The following is a 17,441-nucleotide window of genomic DNA, read 5'->3' as shown; positions in this document are numbered from 1 at the left end:
CAGGTTCCAATACTGGCCAGTGTGACCGACGCGGGCAACCGGGCCAGGTCAGCCACCTTCGCCGGGACGAAGTGGCTCCAGCGGGCGCAGCGCTTGCACGGCTTGCTTGAGCAGCACGATCCAGTCGTCCAGTTCCTCTATGATGGCCTCGGCTTGGTCCACGAGGGTCGGACCAGTGGTTGGATACGACAATGCGGCGCCGTTGATCAGAGTATGTGCCATGCCGTGCAAGCGCAGCAGATCGTCGCGCAGTCCGGCTGGCTCACAGCAACGCGCACGGATCGCATCGAGTTGGTCCACCACGCGCAGGATGGTGGTCGTGTCGAACGTGTCCCGAAGCGCTTGCAACGCCTCGGCGTCGACCCTGCCGTAAGGGGTATCGGTGTCAGGCATGGCGAGGCTTGCGGACGGAATGGGCGGGCGCGGCAAAGAGGCTGTCGCGAATCCAGGCTTCCGGCACCCGTTCCAGGTTCAGCTTATAGTCGCCGAAGCGCTTGATGTTGCTGGTGAGGTAGGGACTCAGGAAGCCAATGTCGGCCACGTCGATCTTGATCCCTTCCTTTACCATCGCGCGCAGGGCCTGCATCATGTCCGCCGTGTTCTGCAGAATCACGGCCGAGGCGATCAGGTCGTTGTAGCGCAGGCGCTTCTGCTGTTCGTCGGGGTCATTTTCGGCTAGCACGTCACCGCCGAATGAGAACCATTTGGCAAAGCCATTGTAGGACTCGATCTTATTGGTGGTGGCGGTGATCTCCTGGCGTAGTTCGCGGCTGCCAATCCATTCGAGCAGGAACGCCGTGCGCACAACCTTGCCGAGTTCCTGCGCCGCCAGAAACAGGCGGTTGCGGCGGCTTTCCGAGCCGAACCGGCGCAGCAGGAGCGGCGAGGAGATTGTTCCGGCCTGGATCGATAGCGCCACCTGCATCAGGTCCTGCCAGTGGAAGGCAATCAGGTCCCAGTCCACGGTGTCCGAGAACAGCCGGTCGATGTGCTTGTATTTGGTGTCGGCATCGGCACGGTAAAGCTTCAGATCCTGCCAGTTGCGGATGCGCGGCATCAGGTTGATGCCCAGCAGATGCGTGAAGGCGAACACTGCAGCCGACTGGCCCTGGGTGTCGGCGTGCACGGTATCGGCCTCGACACTCAAACCGGCCTTGAGCAGACCCTCGATCACGTAGATGGCTTCCCACACGCCGGGCGGAATGAAATGCCGGAACACCGCGATGTAGTTGTCGGCCACGTGCCGGTAGGCCACCGCACCCATCTTGCGGTAGCGGAAGTGGTAGCCGGCCAGCAGGTTGTTGTCGTAGAAGTCGTACTGGGTGCCGTCAGCGGCGACGGTCTTGCCATCCCCCCAGTGTTTGGGCAGGTCAAGCCGCAGATACAGTTCGATCAATTCCCGCTGCGCGGTTTCGAGACGCTCCAGGCTCAGATGCCGGCGGTTGACGAACGACATCATGTGCGGCGTGACCCGATCCCCCATATGGCGGGAGGCCTGGGTGGGCCCCAGGTTGCAGCCCATGGCAAAGATGGTCAGCAGGTAGCGCTCGGCTGCATTGCGGATCTTGGGGTCGCTGCCAGAGAGTGGGCCGAAGTGCCGCGTGAAGTGGGTCCAGTGCTCGATGTTGGCCAGCACGTCCAGCAGATTGCGCGTCGGCATGCGCCGGATCAGCGCCTGTTGCAGGGCGATCGCGCTGGCCGGGATCTCCCTGGCGATCGTCCGCTTGAGCACGGGTTCGCCGTCCTGGCCGATGGTGACGTGCTGGCGCTTGTCGGGAAAACTGGCATCCAGGGTACGCGCCGTATCGGCCAGCCATTGGCGTAGATGCGCCACGAAGTCCTGCGCGTTGCCCGGCATGTCCAGCTTGGCGCAGTATTCGGGCAGGCGCCGTTCGCATTCGCGCCAGGGCAGCAGGTGTGCCCGGTAATCGGCAAAGGCATCCGACCCCACCACGCACAAATCGCCGGAACGCAGCTCGTTGACCATATGTGAGAGCACGCACAGTTCCAGGTAGCGCCGGTTGGTGGGGGCGCCCTGGTCGTGGGGGCGGCGCACCAGCTTTCGCCACCGTTCCGAGGCGAAGCTCACATCCACCTCCGCGGCGATCCATTCGCGATGCAGGGATTCATTGTCCAGCATCACCGCTAGGGCCGCCAGCAGCGTGCGCGACTGGCTGGTCGACTCCCACTCCAGCACCTGCGCCAGGCGCAGCATCACGGAGCGGTGCCCACGGAAATGCCGCCATAGCAGCGGCAGGTAGTTGTTGCCGCTGAAGGCCCGCACCTCGGCGCAGCTCTCGCGCAGCGGCTCCAGATCGCCGGACGGCGCGAGGAAGCAGCGCACCTGCCGGCCGATTAGCGCGTCGTCCTGGCCATCGGCGACAATATCGACCACGCCGTCGAGCAAGGTGACCAGCTTCTCCATCTGCGTGCGCTGACGAGACTGGATGCGCTCCATCTCATCGCGCGCCCGCTTGTGGATGGCGCCCATGCGACGGATGAACATCTCCGCGAGATCGTCGCGGGTGCGCACGCGCATATGGTTGAGCAAGGTGGCGATCAGCGTGTAGCGCTTCTCAGGCAGGATCTCCCGTAGATTGGCCGCATCCAGGCTCATGGCCTGGCTGGCCAGCGAGCGCAGCTTCGAGGCGGGCACGCCTGCGATTGCGCGAGAGAAATCGCCGAGACCATCGAGTAAGGTCAGGTGTTCTATGAGTAGGTTGAGATGCTTGCGTGATGGACGGCGCGCGTGGCGCTTGATGTTGTTGTAGGCGGTCAGGCGGTTGGTGAATTCCCGGGTGAGGAGCCCGTCCAGCCGCTGCCGCTCCTCATCGGACAAGCGCCTTGCGACGCGTCGAAACAGCGCGGTCTGCGTGCGGGTGTGAATCTGCTCGGCAATGTTGTCTAGGGTGGAGAACGCTGGCAGCTCGACCTGGTGCAGGATCAGCGCATCGATGGTGGCGTTGATGATGTCCACCTGCTGGTCCATCGTTTCCGCGGCTTCGCGCGCGGCGCGGATCGTGACCTCGTTGGCATCGGTGCCAATGTAGGACTGGACGCCGAGAAATTCGCGCACCACCGTGTAATGCCGGTACAGCGTGGGGGATAGCTTGCGGTCATAGCCAAACGCGGCATCTGGCGCCAGACCGGCGCTGCCCCGCACGTGGTCGATCACGACGACGGGAATGCTGTCCAGGTTGGGGAAGTAATGCAGTTGCTGGAAGACCTTCAGCAGCACCAGCAAGCCAAGTCGCGGACCCTGTCCACGGGTTGAGCGGGTGGCCCACTCCAGTTCCTCGGCATCCGGCGTGTAACACGCCTGTAGCTCCTTGGTGGAGAAAACCTTCGGGAAACGCGGGTAGGCGGTACGCTCGACGGTGGCCATACAGGATCTCGGCAATCTCTGAAGGGCCAGCCAGTCTAGCCGAGGACGATGGCAAACTTCCAGACCCGCGTTATAACTGACGGGAATGTTTTTGCTAGCCTATATAACCTATTGGCTTATGATAGCCGATTGCCCTTATCTTGGCGTGACCCCCTATTCAAACCATGAACCCATATCGTTACAGCGACAGTGAAATTGCCGCCCTCTATCGCGTCATCCGGGAGCGTCGCGACATGCGCCACTTTCGGCCGGACCCGCTCGATCCTGCATTGCTGGAACGCTTGTTGCACGCTGCGCATCTCGCCCCCAGCGTTGGCTTCATGCAACCCTGGCGCTTCATCCGCATCACTGACAGGAGCCTGAGAACGCAGGTCCACGCGCTGGTCGATGCCGAACGCCAGCGCACCGCGGTCGCCCTGGGCGAACGCCAGGACGAGTTCATGCGACTCAAGGTGGAGGGCATCCTGGACTGCGGGGAAGTCCTGGTGGCAGCGCTGATGGATGGACGTGAGCGGCATATCTTCGGTCGGCGCACCATGCCGGACATGGACCTCGCTTCAGTGGCCTGCGCCATCCAGAACCTCTGGCTTGCCGCGCGCGCGGAAGGAATCGGCGTGGGCTGGGTTTCCTTGTTCGACCCTGAACAGCTTGGCCGGCTGCTGCGGCTGCCGCCCGGTGCCCGGCCAGTGGCTGTGCTGTGCCTCGGCCAGGTCGACACCTTCTATGAGAAGCCGATGCTGGAACAGGAAGGCTGGGCCAGACGGCAATCCCTGGACGAGATGGTGTTCGAGAATGGCTGGACCAACCCCAGCCCCCTCAATCGCCCGGGCTGACTATTGATCCGGCAATTGTGTTCTTAGAAAATCACGATGGCCATAAGTTGACGCGCTCAGCGTTTCCGCACCCCAATCGAGGAGCCCTTCCGAGCCCTGACGCTCATCCTGATCGCCGCCCTCTACTCTTCCAGCCAGGCATGCTGTTTCCGGGCCGCATCCTCGCCGGTCTTGGCCGTATGGGCCGCTGCCTGTTCGAGCCAAGGAGCATGGACCTTGGGAACGACCAGCATCGTCAAACCCAGTCCGTCCATCACACTCAGGACGTGCTCGAGATTGGCGCCCTTGCCGCTTTCTAGCGTGGACAGCATGCCGATGGAGACCCCGCAATGCCTCGCCGCCTGGTCGATGGGCATCCCTTCCCTTGCCCGCGTTGCTCGAATACGATCGCCCGCTTGGTGAATGGCGCGAATCGTCGCGCGCGAAGGTGGCATCGGATCAGGGGGATGGTCGCGGCATGCAGGCCCGTCCCGTGAAGATGGGACGCCCGCGTGGAGGCTGCCCACCATGTTGTTTCATGATAGTGAAATTACATTCCGAAACAGGATTGGCTGCCTTCTATCCCGAGGGGGGGACGGGGAACAGCCTCATGCCAGCCAACGACTGATGGTTGCAAGCGAAGCTTGGCGATTAATTGCATTTTTAGCTTCGGCGGCGTTCTTTGACCCCGATTGGAATCCCGGGAATACGATTCTGATGCACCGCGAGCCACACGGAATCTGGCGGGTGGATTACCAGCTGCCTGCGGGTGAAACGCCCGAGGAGGCGCTCAGGCCCGAGTCGCTCAAGGCCCGCATCGATGCTCAACTGGCGATGATTGGGTACGCCGGCACCCCTTGGGAGATGGACTGGTGTTCTGTCTACTCGGCACGCACCCTGACGCTGCCTGATTATGTACACGGCCGTGTGATCTTCACCGGCGACGCGGCCCACCTGCTGCCAATCTTCGGCGTGCGCGGTGCAAATACAGCATTCCAGGATGCGCAATCCCTGGGTTGGCATCTCGCCTTCGTCATCAACGGGCTGGCCGGCCCCAAGCTGCTGGCCAACTACAGCAGCGAGCGCGTCGGCGCAGCCCGCGAGATCATCGAGGAGGCGGGCAAGAGCACACGCTTTATGACGCCGCCCAGCGAAGGCTTCCGCCTGCTGCGCGACGCGGTCCTGTCGCTGTCGCTCAGTGAGGCGTTTGTGCGACCGCTTTATCACTGGCGCACATCGCGGCCGCACGAGTATACAGATTCGGCGCTCAACAGTCGGGGGGACGACAACGCGCTATTCGTGAAGGGTCCTGCGCATGGTGCCCCGCCGCAAAACATTCGCCTGTCAGCTGACGATTTCCTGCTCGATCATCTGGGTGGCGGCTTCGATCTGTTGTATTTCACCGAGGCGCCAGCGCTGCCTGACCCGCTTCAAGACGTCGTCCGAGCGAACCGCTCCCGCGGCGTGCCACTGCGGGTCATCGCCGTCGGAGCGGCACAACCGGTGGCCGGCGCTGACCTGACTCTTGAAGACGTCAATGGCCACTTCCGCCAGCGCTATGGCGTGCTGGCCAGCGGCGCCGCCTACCTGCTGCGTCCCGACCAGCACATATGTGCCCGCTGGCTGACGCTGGATGCGACGCGCCTACAAGCGGCCCTGCACACGGCCTTGCCTCAGTAAAAATCCCTCAGGAGAGCCTCTATGACTGCCCACCACAAAAGCCTCACCATTGCCGGCCTGGAGTCGGTTTACGACGCCCTGGCGAGTGCCATCGATCAGGCGGGCGCGGACAAGATGGAGTTATTCCTAGTCAAGCTGGCGCTGCTCAACGCCAACGCGCTGGGAAATCCACAGCAGTTCCAGCAACACGTGCAGGTCGCGTTGAAGGGCCTGTGAAGCGCGCTACGTCTTCCTCCCAACGGCCGTCGTTTCATTGGTAATGCAAGCGAGGCTGGCTATTGGGCGCCGGCATCATTTCTTGCACAGCAAGAAATGCGCGGCTGCACGGAGTGCGTGGGAATCCTGCAGATGTTCGTCGAGTACTCCTCAACGAGGCGTGTCCAAAGTTGCCGCGCACATGGCGCGGGTCGACGTGCCGGTCGCTCATGTGCGAGCCGGCGGCATGGCGCAGCCAGTGCGCCGAGGCACTGGCCAGAATTGCCCGGGCTCTAACTCGGGCCCGCCCGCAGGCGGCCGCCATGGCGAACACTTCCTTCATGACGAGATGCGGCGCCCGCGTGACTGGCTCGCTGATAGCAAGGATACTCCTCTTAATATGTACTATTAAGCACCCCAACCGCTTTCCTGGCGTCAATGGTGCGCGCGTGATGAATTCACGCAGTCATTGGCATCACGGCCAACTGTCACGAAGCGAAAGTCGAGCCTTCCGCCGTGACGGGCAAAGGCTGCGGCGCCAAAGGCAGGGGCGGCTAGCATCACGGGCAAAAATCAGAGACGCGGGCTCCGCACCCGGCCGGCGAACAAAAGGTTTGCGTCAAGCGAAGCTCTTGCCCATAATATCAACCAACCAGTTGGTTGATATTATGGAGATGAGACAGTCATGACAAAGCCTTCTACGGGTTCCCTCAAAGGACTCCGCATCTTGGACCTGACGCACGCACTGGCCGGCCCTTTCTGCTCCCAGGTTCTGGCTGACCACGGGGCCGATGTCATCAAGGTCGAACCGATCGAAGGCGATTTTTTCCGCCGCATTGGACCGTTTCGCGACGACGACACCCAGCGCCATTTCGGGGGGCTGTTCCAGTCCTGCAATCGCAACAAGCGATCAATTGCTGTGAACCTGAAGGATCCCGATGGGCAAGCGCTGGTGCAGGAACTCGTCAAGGGCGTGGATGCCGTGGTGGAAAACTACCGCGCCGGCGTGCTGGACAAACTGAACCTCGGCTACGAGGCGCTGAAGACAATCAAGCCCAGCCTTGTCTACACTTCCGTGCGAGGTTTTGGCGACAAGGCCGGCGGAGAGAGTCCCTATATGATGTGGCCCGCCTTCGATATCGTCGCGCAGGCGATGGGCGGATGGATGGGCATCACTGGGGAGGATGCGAACCACCCTTACAAAGTCGGCGGCGGCGTCGGCGATACGGTGCCTGGCCTGTTTGCGGCGTTTGGTACCATGACTGCCCTGTGGCATGCGCGCTCGACCGGAGAAGGTCAGTATGTCGACATTGCCATGACGGACAGTATCCTCGCGATGTCGGAACTCGTGGTATCGCAATATAGCTACCGCGGCGTATCGCCCGTCCCGGTCGGCAATGGAATCCCCGGGCTGGCCCCGTTTGGCACCATCAAGGTCAAGGACGGCGTTATCGCCATTGCAGCGCCGCACGATGTGCAATGGGCAGAACTCTGCCGGCTCATCGGCATGCCCGAACTGATCACCGACGCCCGCTTCAATAGCGAGGGCGCCCGCTGGGAAAACAATGCCGCCCTACTGGAGGCGATAGAAACTTTCACTTGCACCAAAACCAAAGGTGAGCTGCGCGCGTTGTTCGGCGGACGCGTACCATTCAGCCCAATCTACACGGCGCAGGATATCTTCGAGGATCCGCATTTTTCGGCGCGCCAGATGCTGCCGGAAGTGGAGCAGCCGGGCAGTGCCCGCCCCGTTACCGTACCGGGCATTCCCGTCAAGCTTTCCGCGACGCCTGGCGCAGTACGTCACCGCGCCCCCATGTTGGGCGAGCACACGCGTGAAATCCTCGCTGAGCTCGACATGCAGGCACCGAAGATCGAGGCCCTGCTCGAAGCCGGGACGATCTTTGCTGCATAATCTCGCCATGCCATCCCTGACACACGAACTCCCTGAAGGTCGCGGCGAGCCGGATACCGAGGCGGTGCCCGCACAAGCCCCTGCGCCGCCCGCGGCAAAGACCAGCCGCAGAAGAAAGCAGACCGAGGTGCGCCACGAGGACAAGCGCACGGCGATTTTGCGCACGGCTGCACAGTTGTTTGCCACAAACGGCTACGAAGCCACATCGCTGGACATGATTGCCGACGTGCTGGGCATGCACAAAGCCACGTTGTATCACTACGTGGATAACAAGGAGAGCATTCTCTATCAGTGCCTGCTCAAGTCCTTTGCCGACCTGGATACGGTCATCGAGAAGATGGAGGACCGGACCATCCCGGCACTCGAGCGCCTGCGCATGTTTGCCCGCAGCCTTGCCCTCGCCCAGAACAATGACTATGGGCGTTGCCTTGTCCTGGTTGGATCGCGTCCGCTGGACATGATGCCAGGTGGCGAGATCCGCAAGTTCCAGCGGCGCCTCGACGCCACCGTGCGCCAGCTGGTGGTCGAAGGCATCGCGGACGGCACCATCAAGCCCTGTCATCCCGGATTGGTGTCGGCCATGCTGTTCGGGTCGCTGAACTGGGTTCCGCGCTGGTTCGATAACCGCGGCAAGCTGACCCTTGAACAAGTGGTCGACGCCTTCCTCGATATAGTCAACTCCGGCATCGCCAACATCCACCCGGCATAAAAGACGATTTGGCAATACCCGCCGCTCCCGCGAAGGCAGCAGACCCAATTATTTTAAGAAGCGCATGCCGCACGCGGGCGACGCCGGGTCCGCGTCGCCTTCGCCGGGACCGCGAACTAGCGACATGGCGTTGTCCAAACGGGCTCCAGGCAGGTTTTCCTGGTGTCGGGACGCAGCCCATGAGCGCGAGCGCGGGATGTGCTGGCCGAGCACAAAGGACCGGCCCCTGGCGCTACGGAACAACCGCCGGATCGCCGCATCGTCATGTGTGTCGGCCGTCTCGCCACAGCGATGCCAAAGCTCCTTGCTGATGCTTGCCCGCAGTTCCACGGCCGCCGCCAGCCTGATCATGGTCTGGAGCGGATCGCGACCGGCGATGGCCTCCCGCAAGAGGACCACCGCAGCCTCTCTGTCGCGGGCAGACACAATGGGCTCGCACGGCGCAGCGTCGACCATGGCCTCGCGAACCTGGCGCATCAGGCTCTTAGTCACGCGCAATAGCCAGGCATGGCATGGACTACGCGGCAGCGGCAACGCCTCGCGCCAGCAGGCTGGCGATCTCGCTATCCGCGTGACCACACTCCGCCAGCAGCGCTCGCGTTTCGGCGCCTGCGATCCCCACCGGCCGGCATGCCGGCGGCCCGGTGCGACTGAAGCGCGGCGCAGGGGCCGGCTGGGTAATGCCATTGACCGTGATGAAGGTCCCGCGCGCCTGGTTGTGCGGATGGCGGGGCGCGTCGTCGAGGTCCAGCACCGGTGCAAAGCAGACGTCGCTGCCTTCCAGCAACTCGCACCACTCGCTGCGGGTCCTTTCGCTGAATACTTCGGCGACCCGCTCCTTGAGCGCCGGCCAGGAGGTCTGGTCCCACTGGGCATCGAATGCAGAGGCGTCCAGCCCGCATTTCTCGCGCAGCAACGCATAGAACTGGGGCTCCATGGACCCAATGGAGACGTACCTGCCGTCGGCGCACGCGTAGACGTCGTAGAAATGCGCACCGCCATCGCCGTTATTCGTGCCGGCCTCGGCGTTCCATAATCCCGCTGAATGCCAGCCCTGGATCAGTGCTGTCAACAAGGCCGAGCCATCGGTAATCGCCGCATCCACGACCTGTCCTTTTCCGGTCGCTTGTGCGTGAGAAACGGCGGCCAGTACGCCAAACGCCAGCAACATACCGCCGCCGCCAAAGTCACCAATCAGTCCGGGCGTGGGTGTAGGCGATTGGCCGCGTCGCGCTGTGGAATGCAACGCTCCGGTAAGGGCAATGTAGTTGATGTCGTGACCGGCCGCTTGCGCCAGCGGTCCGGTCTGTCCCCAACCGGTAACCCGGCCATAGACCAGGCTCGGACGGCGTTGCAGGCACAAGTCTGGCCCCAGCCCCAAAGACTCCATGACTCCAGGCCGGAAACCCTCGATCAGGATGTCGGCACGCTCAATCAGGCGCAAAGCGATCTCGCGGGCCTCGGGTTGTTTAAGGTCCAGCGCGATCGACTCACGCCCGCGCGACAGCACATCGCTGCTACGCGCGGTCAACGCGGCCATACCGCCGGACTTGCCACCGTGCCGCGCAGGACGGTCAATGCGGATGACCCGGGCGCCTTGGTCCGCCAGCATCATGCCCGCAAAGGGTGCTGGCCCTAGGCCAGCGAATTCAACCACGGTGAGGTGGGACAAGGGGCCGGAGCGTCCCATCACAGGGCCACCGCCCGGCCTTCCTTGCCAGCCGTCTTGTTGCTCACCAAAAAAGCCTCGTTGAGGTCGATGCCGAAGCCCGGACCCTCATTGGGATAGCACAGGCCTGCCTCGAAACGTGGAATGTTCAGCGCGATATCGGTCCCGTGCGCGATGTTCTTGCTCTCCATCGTGCCGTGGATCATCAGTGGCCCGATCGATTCGTTAAGACCTTGCGTGGCCCATTCGTTGGCGGTCCAGAGATGGGCGGAGGGGCTGTGTTCCAGCCCCGAACCGATCATGCAACCGCAGTGAACCGGCAATCCGGCCAGGCGAGCCAGGGTCAGCCAGCGCTGCGACTTGACCAGGCCGCCAGCCTTCTGAAGCTTGATAAACAGGCCATCAGAGGCGCGGCGGTCGATGATTTCCTTCAGGTTATGCAATTCCTGAGCCGATTCATCGGCATAGATCGGCGTCCTGACCTGCGCGCGCAAGCGAGCCATGCCTTCAATATCCCAGTGCGGCAGCGGCTGCTCAATCAGGTCCAGGCCGGCAGAGTCGATCTTGCGAATGATGTGCAACGCCTTCTCGTAGCTCCAGAAGCCGTTGGCGTCGATGGTCAGGTAGGCATCGGGGCCCACCGTATCGCGCACGGCGTGCACCATGTCGATGTCGTCCTGCAACGTGCCATAGCCGATCTTCATCTTGAACAGGGCAAAGCCGATCTTCTTGGCCTCTGCGGCCTCCGCGGCCACGTCATCCGGCTTACCCGCCGACAGCACCCAGCCTTGTCGCGCCGCCTCGATGGTGCGCCCGCCCAACAGTTCGTACACCGGCACGCCGAGCAGCTTGCCCTTGAGGTCGTGCAAGGCGAAATCAACGGTGGCCTTGGCCTGGTTGTTGTCGCGCACCAGCAGGTCCATTCTGGCGACGATCTTCTCGATATTGCGCGGGTCTTCGCCGAGCAAAATGCGCGGCGCGATCACGTTGGCAATCATGCCGATGATCGATTCCTGCAGTTCGCCGCGGTACCACGATGAGGTATCGCCGGAGTCGGAGAATCCGATGGTGCCGTCATCGGTAGTGATCTTCAACACCACGCTGTCGATCGAGGTGATGCGGGTGTTCGGCATGATCACCGGCTTTTTCAGCGGTGTCGACACAGGCAGACATTCGACCTCGACGATTCTGGTCATGGCAGTACTCGATTGGAAGATGTTGTGGGTCTGAAAACGGTACGTGCGGATCGCTCACAGAGGATATGTCGGCGCGGTGTTGCGCACCGTGGTCCATTGCCACTGCGTGAATTCGTCCCAGTTGGCGGGGCCGCCATGCCTGGAACCGTTGCCAGAGGCGCCGCGGCCACCCATGGGCATGGTGCCGTCGTCGTTCACGGTCTGGTCATTGACATGCACCAAGCCAGCATTGAGCTGTTCCGCGATGGCCATGCCACGCCCGACGTCCCGCGTATAAATACCGGCGGAAAGCCCATATTCGCTGTCATTGGCGAGCGCAATCGCTTCCGCTTCGCTATCGAACTCGGTGATCGAAACCACCGGCCCGAAGATTTCCTCGCGAAACGCCGGCATGTCGGGCGTGACGCCAGCGAGCACGGTAGCCGGAAAGAACTGCCCGTCAGGGTTGCCACCCGCAAGCAGTCTTGCACCCATGCTGACGGACTCTTTCACAATCCGATCCACGCGTTGCACCTGCTGCAGCGTGATGATTGGGCCCAGTGCCACCGGTTGGGTGTGCGGGTCGCCCACCGGCAGCGTCCTGGCCTTGTCCGCCATGCGCTGCGTGTAGTCGGCGACCAGGCTTCTGTGTACGAGATGCCGACCGGCGCTCATGCAGATCTGGCCCTGATGCAGCCACGATGCCCACGCACCGCCACAGACCGCCAGGTCCAGATCGGCATCGGCCAGGATGATCAGTGCGTTCTTGCCGCCGAGTTCCAGTGCAACCTTCTTCAGGTGCTTTCCGGCGAGTTCGCCGACGCGGCGCCCCACCGCCGTCGATCCTGTAAACGAGATCATCGTCACGTCGGGGTCCGTCACCAGGGCCTCACCCGCCTCGGCATCGCCAGGCAGCATATGAAGTACGCCCTTGGGCAGGCCTGCGGCATCCAGCAATAGCGCCAATAGCACGCCACCACTGACCGGCGTTCTCGGATCGGGTTTAAGTACCACGGCGTTGCCCGTGGCCAGCGCCGGCAACGCGGATCGGCTCGTCAGCAGAAATGGAAAATTGAACGGCGAAATCACCCCGACCACCCCGTGGGGCACACGGCGCGCAATGCTGGTGCAGCCTTCCGCGCTGGGCAGAACCAGCCCTTTCGGTTGGGTCAGCATGGCGGCCGCCTCGTGCAAGTGGTGCAACACGGAATCGATCTCGAACATCGCCTTAGGCGGGATTCCACCGGTCTCGCGGATGATCCACGATGCGAAATCGCCGCGGTTGGCTTCCAGCAGCGCTGCTGCGTTGCGGAACACTTTGGCCCGCTCCCCATAGGGCATGCTCACCCAGCCCTTCTGGGCTTGCCTGGCCCGCACCGCACTGGCACGCACATCGCCAGCCGTCGCGCGAGCCACTCCACCGAGCGGTTGACCCGTTGCGGGCTCCTTGATGTCTATCTGTCCGCCGGATAAGTACTGCCATTCCCCTGCGAATGCCTTGCCCGACCAATCGACATCTGTCAATACACTATTCGTCATTTGGCTCTCCTATTGCAATTGCCTTTGCTGGTGTCGCTGTGGCTGTTTCGGCATGCCGCCAGGCTGCCGCCCGTGCGATGTCTCGCCTCGCCGCGTTCTCGAGTTAGGGCAAATGTATAGCCGATTCGGCGTTATGTCAACCAACCGGTTGGTTGACAAAAAGTTGACGACTGACGCAGAATTGGTCGCTACCAGCACGGCCACATCATGTGGGCGCCATTGCTGCGATCAATGACCCGGAGATGAATGTGACGCCAACGACCTACCGCTCGCCCTGGATGACCGACGAGCTCGACATGCTGCGCGACACCGCGCGCCGTTTTTTTGAAGAAGAGGTGGCCCCCAAGGCGGACAAATTCCGCGCCCAGCACCACATTGACCGCGATGTATGGGAAAAGGCCGGAGAATTGGGTCTGCTGTGCATGAGCATCCCCGAGGAATATGGTGGGTATGGTGCTACGTTCGCGCATGAGGTCGTGGTGATGGAGGAGCAAGCGCGCATCTGCGATACCACCTTCGGCTTCATCCCGGGCGCGTTGAATGGCCCCGCCTTCTTCCATGGCACGGCTACGCACGAGCAACTGCTCAAGTGGATGCCCGGCATTGCGTCGGGCAGGAAAATGCTGTGCGTCTGCATTACGGAGCCCGACGCCGGCACTGACGTCAAGGCGATGCGCACCACCGCTCGCCGAGAAGGCGACGAGTATGTGCTCAACGGCAACAAGATCTTTATCACGCTGGGGCAGCAGGCCGATCTGGCGCTCGTGGCCGCCCGGACAGGCGATCCCGGCTCAGGTGCGAAGGGCATCTCGCTGTTCATGGTCGAAACCGCCAACACCCCCGGCTTCAAGGTCAGCAAGGTTCTGCAGAAGATCGGTCAGAACGCCCTGAACACCGCAGAAATCTTCCTTGAGGACGCACGCGTGCCGGCCGAAAACCTGATTGGCGGCGTCGAAGGCAAAGGCTTCTTCCAACTCATGGACGTGTTCACGCGCGAGCGCCTGTCCATTGGCGTGGTGGGCATCACATGTGCCGAGCGCGCCATCGAACTGGCCGTCGACCATGCCAAGAACCGCAAAATGCTCGGTCAGACCTTGTGGGATTTCCAGAACACCAAGTTCACACTGGCCGAATGCGCCACCGAAGCCCGCATCGGCCGCGTCTTCATCGACAGCATCATCAAGGACCTGGTGGACGGCAAGCCCCTGCAAAGCAACGACGCCTTGATGGCGAAGTGGTGGGGCTCCGAAAAGCAGTGCCAGATCATCGACCGCTGCCTGCAGCTGTTCGGTGGCTACGGCTACATCTGTGAGTACCCGATCGCCCAGCTGTATATGGATGCCCGCGTGGCCAGAATCTATGGCGGCTCGAATGAGACGCTGAAGGATCTGATCGCGCGTACGATGTGAACGCGCTCCCTTGCACGATCGATAATGGTGGCCCCAACCGAGGACGTGCCGATCCTTCAACCGGCCTCGTCGGCGCGGACGTCAGGAAAGTCACCCGCGGCCGGTTGCTGCCGAGGGATATGACGGCAAGAGGCGACTTTGCGGCCTCCCTAGTTGGCTACTTGGGGAGGCCGACTGATTGTCCGCGACACCTGCCTTACCCCGCGGCAACGGGCCGAGTTCTGATAACGTGCCACCCCGATCTGGAAACCCATCCAATGAAAAGCCATAATATCAACCAACCGGATGGACGGCATGGCGATGACTGCTGTTACCGACGCTCGCCCGACACAGACCGACGTCGTTAACAAAATGGCGCAGGATGTGGACGTGCTCCACCGTGCCAATCCACTGAAGACATTCAGTACAGAGGGCCGCACTCGCATCGCGCTCGCGGATGCCAAGGTGTGGCTGCAAGCAAACGTCTCCTTCATTGCTGGAGACAATAAGGGCGACATCTTCTCTCAGGGCCGTGCGTGCACGATCCCTGAGGGAAGCGCTCCGACTTCCCTAATCGTTCTTGCTCAAATCTCACAGATTCGCCATCACGAACGCCGCCCATGCTCCATGGCGTCGCGGTCGGTGCCGGTCATGATGCAGCGACGTGCCTCCTCAATTGGAAACGCCGTTGTACTTGCCTTAAGTTGGATCTCAACTGCTCAATCGTTGCTCTTATCCCTTAGGTAGGGTTCATTGCAGTTTTTCAGTTTTTCTGTATGAGGCAAGGCCTTGGAAGTGTCCAAGCCTGCTCCAACGTAACTCGGCGACGCACGCGTCAGCATCTTTCCGGGATCTCGGAGCGCACCGGGTTGCGTAGCACGCCCAGAATCGACTCATCATGTGCCGGCCGTAGAAGAAAACCCTGGAAAGGGAAAGCATGACGGCCCGACATTTCCTGCTTCTCGATCTGCTGGCAACCCACAAGCCCTGCTCTTCGGGAACTGGCGCGGCTCGCCCACATGACCGCGCAAGCCATGGGAGGGTCGGCCTAGACACTGGAGCAGCGAGGCTTCCTGGAGCGCACCAGCAGCACGGAAGACGCCCGTACCTGCTGATCCAGCGCAGCCATCTGGGCCGGGAAACCTACATGCGCAGCAATCGCGACATACTTCAAGCCGAAGAGGATTTCTTTTCATGCCTGCAGCCTATCGAACTGGCACGTGTGCGGGGCAGTCTCGCGCTCGTGCGCGAAATGGAAATCGCCAGACGGCGAGGCAGCGAATGAGCGAAAGTCGGATAGACGACGCTCATTTCGCTCGCGCCCTGGATCGGGCGGCTTCACTTCGCCGACGATGCCCCATCCTCCGCAGACAGGCCCAAGCTCGCCAACACCTCCCCGGTGTGCTGACCCAGCGTGGGAGCGTGACTGCGTACCCGCAGCGGGGTCCGGCTGAAGCGCGCGGCCGGCCGGATCTGACGAATCCGCCCCTCGGTCGGATGCTCGATCTCCTCGAACAAGCGCACCGCCTGCAGGTGCGGATGCTGCGGCAGATCGTCCAGCCAGTAGATCGGCGCACAAGGCACGTCGATCCGTTCGCAGATTGCGATCCAGTCCGCAGTGGTTCTCGTGGGCGTGATCTCGCACAGCTCCGCATAGAGCGCCCGGATCAGCCCGTTCAGGGAATGACGGCTGTCGATATCGTATTTCTCGCACAGATCGTCGCGGCCAGCACATTCGAAGAAGGCGCGCCAGTGTCTCGGCGTGTAAGGCAGCAGCGCCGCCCAGCCATCCCGTGTAGGCGCCGGCCGGCGCCCGCCCTGCAACAGCCTTGCATACCCCGCGGGGGCCTCGTGCCCCGGAAACGTCATGCCGCCCATATGCTCGGTCAGCATAAAGGCGGTCATCGTCTCCAGCATCGGTACTTCGACGTACTGACCGATCCCCTGCCGCTCGCGACAGACCAGCGCCGCCAGCAAGGCATTCGCCAGCGCCAGGCCGGTGGTCTTGTCGGCAATCAGGCTCGCGGTATAGTCGGGGACCTCGCGGCCCATCATATTGACGCCGACCAGCCCACACGACGCCTGGATGATGTTGTTGCAGATCGTTATTTCCGCCAATATCGAAATCTCAACGCTTTTACCTACCCTTGCGCTGTCGCTTGCTGATCGCACGGAGCACCACAGCGAGGTTGCTGCAGATGCGTAGGGCGCATGGCGGGAGCGCATTCAGCCTATGGCCAGGGACCTGGCAGACAGCCGTGTTCGGATCCAGCCAATCCCGCTTCCAGCGAGGCGAGCAAACGTCGACGGGATTCAGAACCAGGCAGTCGAAGCAGTATGGGAGCTGATCTCGGTCTGTCACCCAGGCCATCGGTGTTTGAAGTGCTTCCAGCCTTGGGAGACCAACATGGGTCAGTAGCGCAAGGCGGCACAGTGCCTGCTCGTCCATCGGAGGGAATAGAAGCCAGCCTGTATTGATCGACGCGGGAAACGCCCCAAGGTCGCCAATCTGCCACAACTGGTCAACACTGATCTGATACCTTGCGGCCAGGCGACCTAGCCAACCGCCAAACGCTTCGTCATCGAATGGGCGCGGAGCAACAGGCCAAGGCCTGACACCCTCAGGAGAGCAAGGTTCGCACTGCATTCTCTATGTGACCAAGGTCGATGGCCTCCTGCCCATCCCGGATCGCGAGTTCTGCGGAAACTGTCAGGACGCGCGACGCTTCTCCAGTTAGCGTAGCTTTTCAATGCGAAACAATGCTCCTGTGGGGCGCTGCACACGCTCTGCGAAGCAACTGCGATTTTGGCCAGTTCGACGTAGTCTCACACACATTAGGCGATTTACTGAACGGCGACCTACGCTGGCGGAATTAGTGGATGCGGCGCCTCAAAATGCGTTGTCTGCAAGCAACGGTGGTCCACGTCACAGCAGATGAGAAATCCGTTACGGATCAATCAGTTAGTTTGATGT

Annotated in this window: 16 protein-coding genes and 2 pseudogenes; 8 read left to right on the top strand and 10 right to left on the bottom strand. The window is 62.0% G+C overall.

Features of this window, described 5'->3' with window-relative positions:
- Window positions 1-48: 48 nt before the first annotated feature.
- Window positions 49-393, bottom strand: a complete 345-nt coding sequence (gene tnpC / locus AC3WRR_RS30025; protein ID WP_037024439.1) for a Tn3 family transposase post-transcriptional regulator TnpC — start codon at window positions 391-393, stop codon at window positions 49-51.
- On the bottom strand, window positions 386-3,385 hold the full coding sequence (locus tag AC3WRR_RS30020; protein WP_492298885.1) for a Tn3 family transposase: 3,000 nt from the start codon (window positions 3,383-3,385) through the stop codon (window positions 386-388). The genes tnpC and AC3WRR_RS30020 overlap by 8 nt, the downstream gene beginning before the upstream one ends.
- Window positions 3,386-3,549: 164 nt before the next feature.
- Here AC3WRR_RS30020 and bluB point away from each other — a divergent pair, with 164 nt between their 5' ends.
- Window positions 3,550-4,218 (top strand): 5,6-dimethylbenzimidazole synthase, encoded by a 669-nt coding sequence (gene bluB, locus AC3WRR_RS30015; RefSeq protein WP_492298883.1) that lies wholly within the window; start codon window positions 3,550-3,552, stop codon window positions 4,216-4,218.
- A gap of 122 nt (window positions 4,219-4,340) precedes the next feature.
- Here the strand turns inward: bluB and AC3WRR_RS30010 are convergent, their stop codons facing one another.
- On the bottom strand, window positions 4,341-4,574 hold the full coding sequence (locus tag AC3WRR_RS30010) for a helix-turn-helix domain-containing protein (RefSeq protein ID WP_492298881.1): 234 nt from the start codon (window positions 4,572-4,574) through the stop codon (window positions 4,341-4,343).
- A gap of 298 nt (window positions 4,575-4,872) precedes the next feature.
- Here AC3WRR_RS30010 and AC3WRR_RS30005 point away from each other — a divergent pair.
- Both AC3WRR_RS30005 and AC3WRR_RS30000 read left to right on the top strand, forming a co-directional pair.
- Window positions 4,873-5,877 (top strand): annotated as a pseudogene (locus AC3WRR_RS30005) (FAD-dependent monooxygenase); the annotation flags it as partial.
- Window positions 5,878-5,898: 21 nt separating this feature from the next.
- Window positions 5,899-6,093, top strand: coding sequence for a DUF2783 domain-containing protein (locus AC3WRR_RS30000; protein WP_492298879.1), 195 nt, complete (start codon window positions 5,899-5,901; stop codon window positions 6,091-6,093).
- A gap of 142 nt (window positions 6,094-6,235) precedes the next feature.
- On the opposite strand, the pseudogene AC3WRR_RS29995 reads toward AC3WRR_RS30000, so the two are convergent.
- Window positions 6,236-6,430: pseudogene (locus AC3WRR_RS29995) on the bottom strand (tyrosine-type recombinase/integrase); the annotation flags it as partial.
- Window positions 6,431-6,757: 327 nt separating this feature from the next.
- Between AC3WRR_RS29995 and AC3WRR_RS29990 the strand changes: the two are divergent.
- Window positions 6,758-7,987: a CaiB/BaiF CoA transferase family protein gene (locus AC3WRR_RS29990; protein WP_492298877.1), complete on the top strand. Its 1,230-nt coding sequence runs from the start codon at window positions 6,758-6,760 to the stop codon at window positions 7,985-7,987.
- A complete protein-coding gene (locus tag AC3WRR_RS29985; RefSeq protein ID WP_492298875.1) occupies window positions 7,977-8,696 on the top strand; it encodes a TetR/AcrR family transcriptional regulator in 720 nt (239 codons plus the stop codon). Before AC3WRR_RS29990 ends, AC3WRR_RS29985 begins: the two co-directional genes overlap by 11 nt.
- Before the next feature lie 48 nt (window positions 8,697-8,744).
- Here the strand turns inward: AC3WRR_RS29985 and AC3WRR_RS29980 are convergent, their stop codons facing one another.
- From AC3WRR_RS29980 to AC3WRR_RS29965, 4 genes are read right to left on the bottom strand one after another with little or no spacing between them, the layout of a single operon-like run.
- Window positions 8,745-9,188, bottom strand: a complete 444-nt coding sequence (locus AC3WRR_RS29980; RefSeq protein ID WP_492298873.1) for a hypothetical protein — start codon at window positions 9,186-9,188, stop codon at window positions 8,745-8,747.
- Window positions 9,189-9,213: 25 nt separating this feature from the next.
- Window positions 9,214-10,386 carry a CaiB/BaiF CoA transferase family protein gene (locus AC3WRR_RS29975; protein ID WP_492298871.1) on the bottom strand — a complete coding sequence of 391 codons (1,173 nt, stop codon included), beginning with the start codon at window positions 10,384-10,386 and terminating at the stop codon, window positions 9,214-9,216.
- Window positions 10,386-11,561 carry a mandelate racemase/muconate lactonizing enzyme family protein gene (locus AC3WRR_RS29970; protein WP_492298869.1) on the bottom strand — a complete coding sequence of 392 codons (1,176 nt, stop codon included), beginning with the start codon at window positions 11,559-11,561 and terminating at the stop codon, window positions 10,386-10,388. The genes AC3WRR_RS29975 and AC3WRR_RS29970 overlap by 1 nt, the downstream gene beginning before the upstream one ends.
- A 54-nt stretch (window positions 11,562-11,615) precedes the next feature.
- A complete protein-coding gene (locus AC3WRR_RS29965) occupies window positions 11,616-13,079 on the bottom strand; it encodes a benzaldehyde dehydrogenase (protein ID WP_492298867.1) in 1,464 nt (487 codons plus the stop codon).
- Between the two features lie 209 nt (window positions 13,080-13,288).
- On the opposite strand from AC3WRR_RS29965, the gene AC3WRR_RS29960 reads away from it, so the two are divergent.
- The 3 genes from AC3WRR_RS29960 to AC3WRR_RS29950 all read left to right on the top strand — a co-directional run bounded on the left by AC3WRR_RS29960 (window position 13,289) and on the right by AC3WRR_RS29950 (window position 15,752).
- On the top strand, window positions 13,289-14,488 hold the full coding sequence (locus AC3WRR_RS29960) for an acyl-CoA dehydrogenase family protein (protein WP_492298865.1): 1,200 nt from the start codon (window positions 13,289-13,291) through the stop codon (window positions 14,486-14,488).
- Between the two features lie 294 nt (window positions 14,489-14,782).
- Window positions 14,783-15,214: a hypothetical protein gene (locus AC3WRR_RS29955; RefSeq protein ID WP_492298863.1), complete on the top strand. Its 432-nt coding sequence runs from the start codon at window positions 14,783-14,785 to the stop codon at window positions 15,212-15,214.
- Between the two features lie 400 nt (window positions 15,215-15,614).
- Complete coding sequence (locus AC3WRR_RS29950; protein WP_492298861.1) at window positions 15,615-15,752, top strand: hypothetical protein; 138 nt, start codon at window positions 15,615-15,617, stop codon at window positions 15,750-15,752.
- A 53-nt stretch (window positions 15,753-15,805) separates the two neighbouring features.
- Here AC3WRR_RS29950 and AC3WRR_RS29945 read toward each other — a convergent pair whose 3' ends face one another.
- Window positions 15,806-16,693: a CoA transferase gene (locus AC3WRR_RS29945; RefSeq protein WP_492298859.1), complete on the bottom strand. Its 888-nt coding sequence runs from the start codon at window positions 16,691-16,693 to the stop codon at window positions 15,806-15,808.
- Complete coding sequence (locus AC3WRR_RS29940) at window positions 16,605-17,114, bottom strand: TniQ family protein (protein ID WP_492298857.1); 510 nt, start codon at window positions 17,112-17,114, stop codon at window positions 16,605-16,607. The genes AC3WRR_RS29945 and AC3WRR_RS29940 overlap by 89 nt, the downstream gene beginning before the upstream one ends.
- Window positions 17,115-17,441 lie beyond the last annotated feature (327 nt).

This window comes from Cupriavidus sp. FW305-3-2-15-C-LB2, assembly GCF_058787575.1.
The sequence above is the reverse complement of the archived record's forward strand: the minus strand, read 5'-3'. Positions and strand labels throughout refer to the sequence as shown.

Bases quoted from the DNA above. Each gene is read 5' to 3' on its own strand.
- AC3WRR_RS29945 (WP_492298859.1), bottom strand. From the start codon at position 16,693: ATGCGCTCCCGCCATGCGCCCTACGCATCTGCAGCAACCTCGCTGTGG.
- AC3WRR_RS29970 (WP_492298869.1), bottom strand. From the start codon at position 11,561: ATGACCAGAATCGTCGAGGTCGAATGTCTGCCTGTGTCGACACCGCTG.
- AC3WRR_RS29965 (WP_492298867.1), bottom strand. From the start codon at position 13,079: ATGACGAATAGTGTATTGACAGATGTCGATTGGTCGGGCAAGGCATTC.
- AC3WRR_RS29950 (WP_492298861.1), top strand. From the start codon at position 15,615: ATGCGCAGCAATCGCGACATACTTCAAGCCGAAGAGGATTTCTTTTCA.
- tnpC (WP_037024439.1), bottom strand. From the start codon at position 393: ATGCCTGACACCGATACCCCTTACGGCAGGGTCGACGCCGAGGCGTTG.
- bluB (WP_492298883.1), top strand. From the start codon at position 3,550: ATGAACCCATATCGTTACAGCGACAGTGAAATTGCCGCCCTCTATCGC.
- AC3WRR_RS30020 (WP_492298885.1), bottom strand. From the start codon at position 3,385: ATGGCCACCGTCGAGCGTACCGCCTACCCGCGTTTCCCGAAGGTTTTC.
- AC3WRR_RS29990 (WP_492298877.1), top strand. From the start codon at position 6,758: ATGACAAAGCCTTCTACGGGTTCCCTCAAAGGACTCCGCATCTTGGAC.
- AC3WRR_RS29975 (WP_492298871.1), bottom strand. From the start codon at position 10,386: ATGGGACGCTCCGGCCCCTTGTCCCACCTCACCGTGGTTGAATTCGCT.
- AC3WRR_RS29955 (WP_492298863.1), top strand. From the start codon at position 14,783: ATGGCGATGACTGCTGTTACCGACGCTCGCCCGACACAGACCGACGTC.
- AC3WRR_RS29940 (WP_492298857.1), bottom strand. From the start codon at position 17,114: ATGCAGTGCGAACCTTGCTCTCCTGAGGGTGTCAGGCCTTGGCCTGTT.
- AC3WRR_RS30010 (WP_492298881.1), bottom strand. From the start codon at position 4,574: ATGCCCATCGACCAGGCGGCGAGGCATTGCGGGGTCTCCATCGGCATG.
- AC3WRR_RS30000 (WP_492298879.1), top strand. From the start codon at position 5,899: ATGACTGCCCACCACAAAAGCCTCACCATTGCCGGCCTGGAGTCGGTT.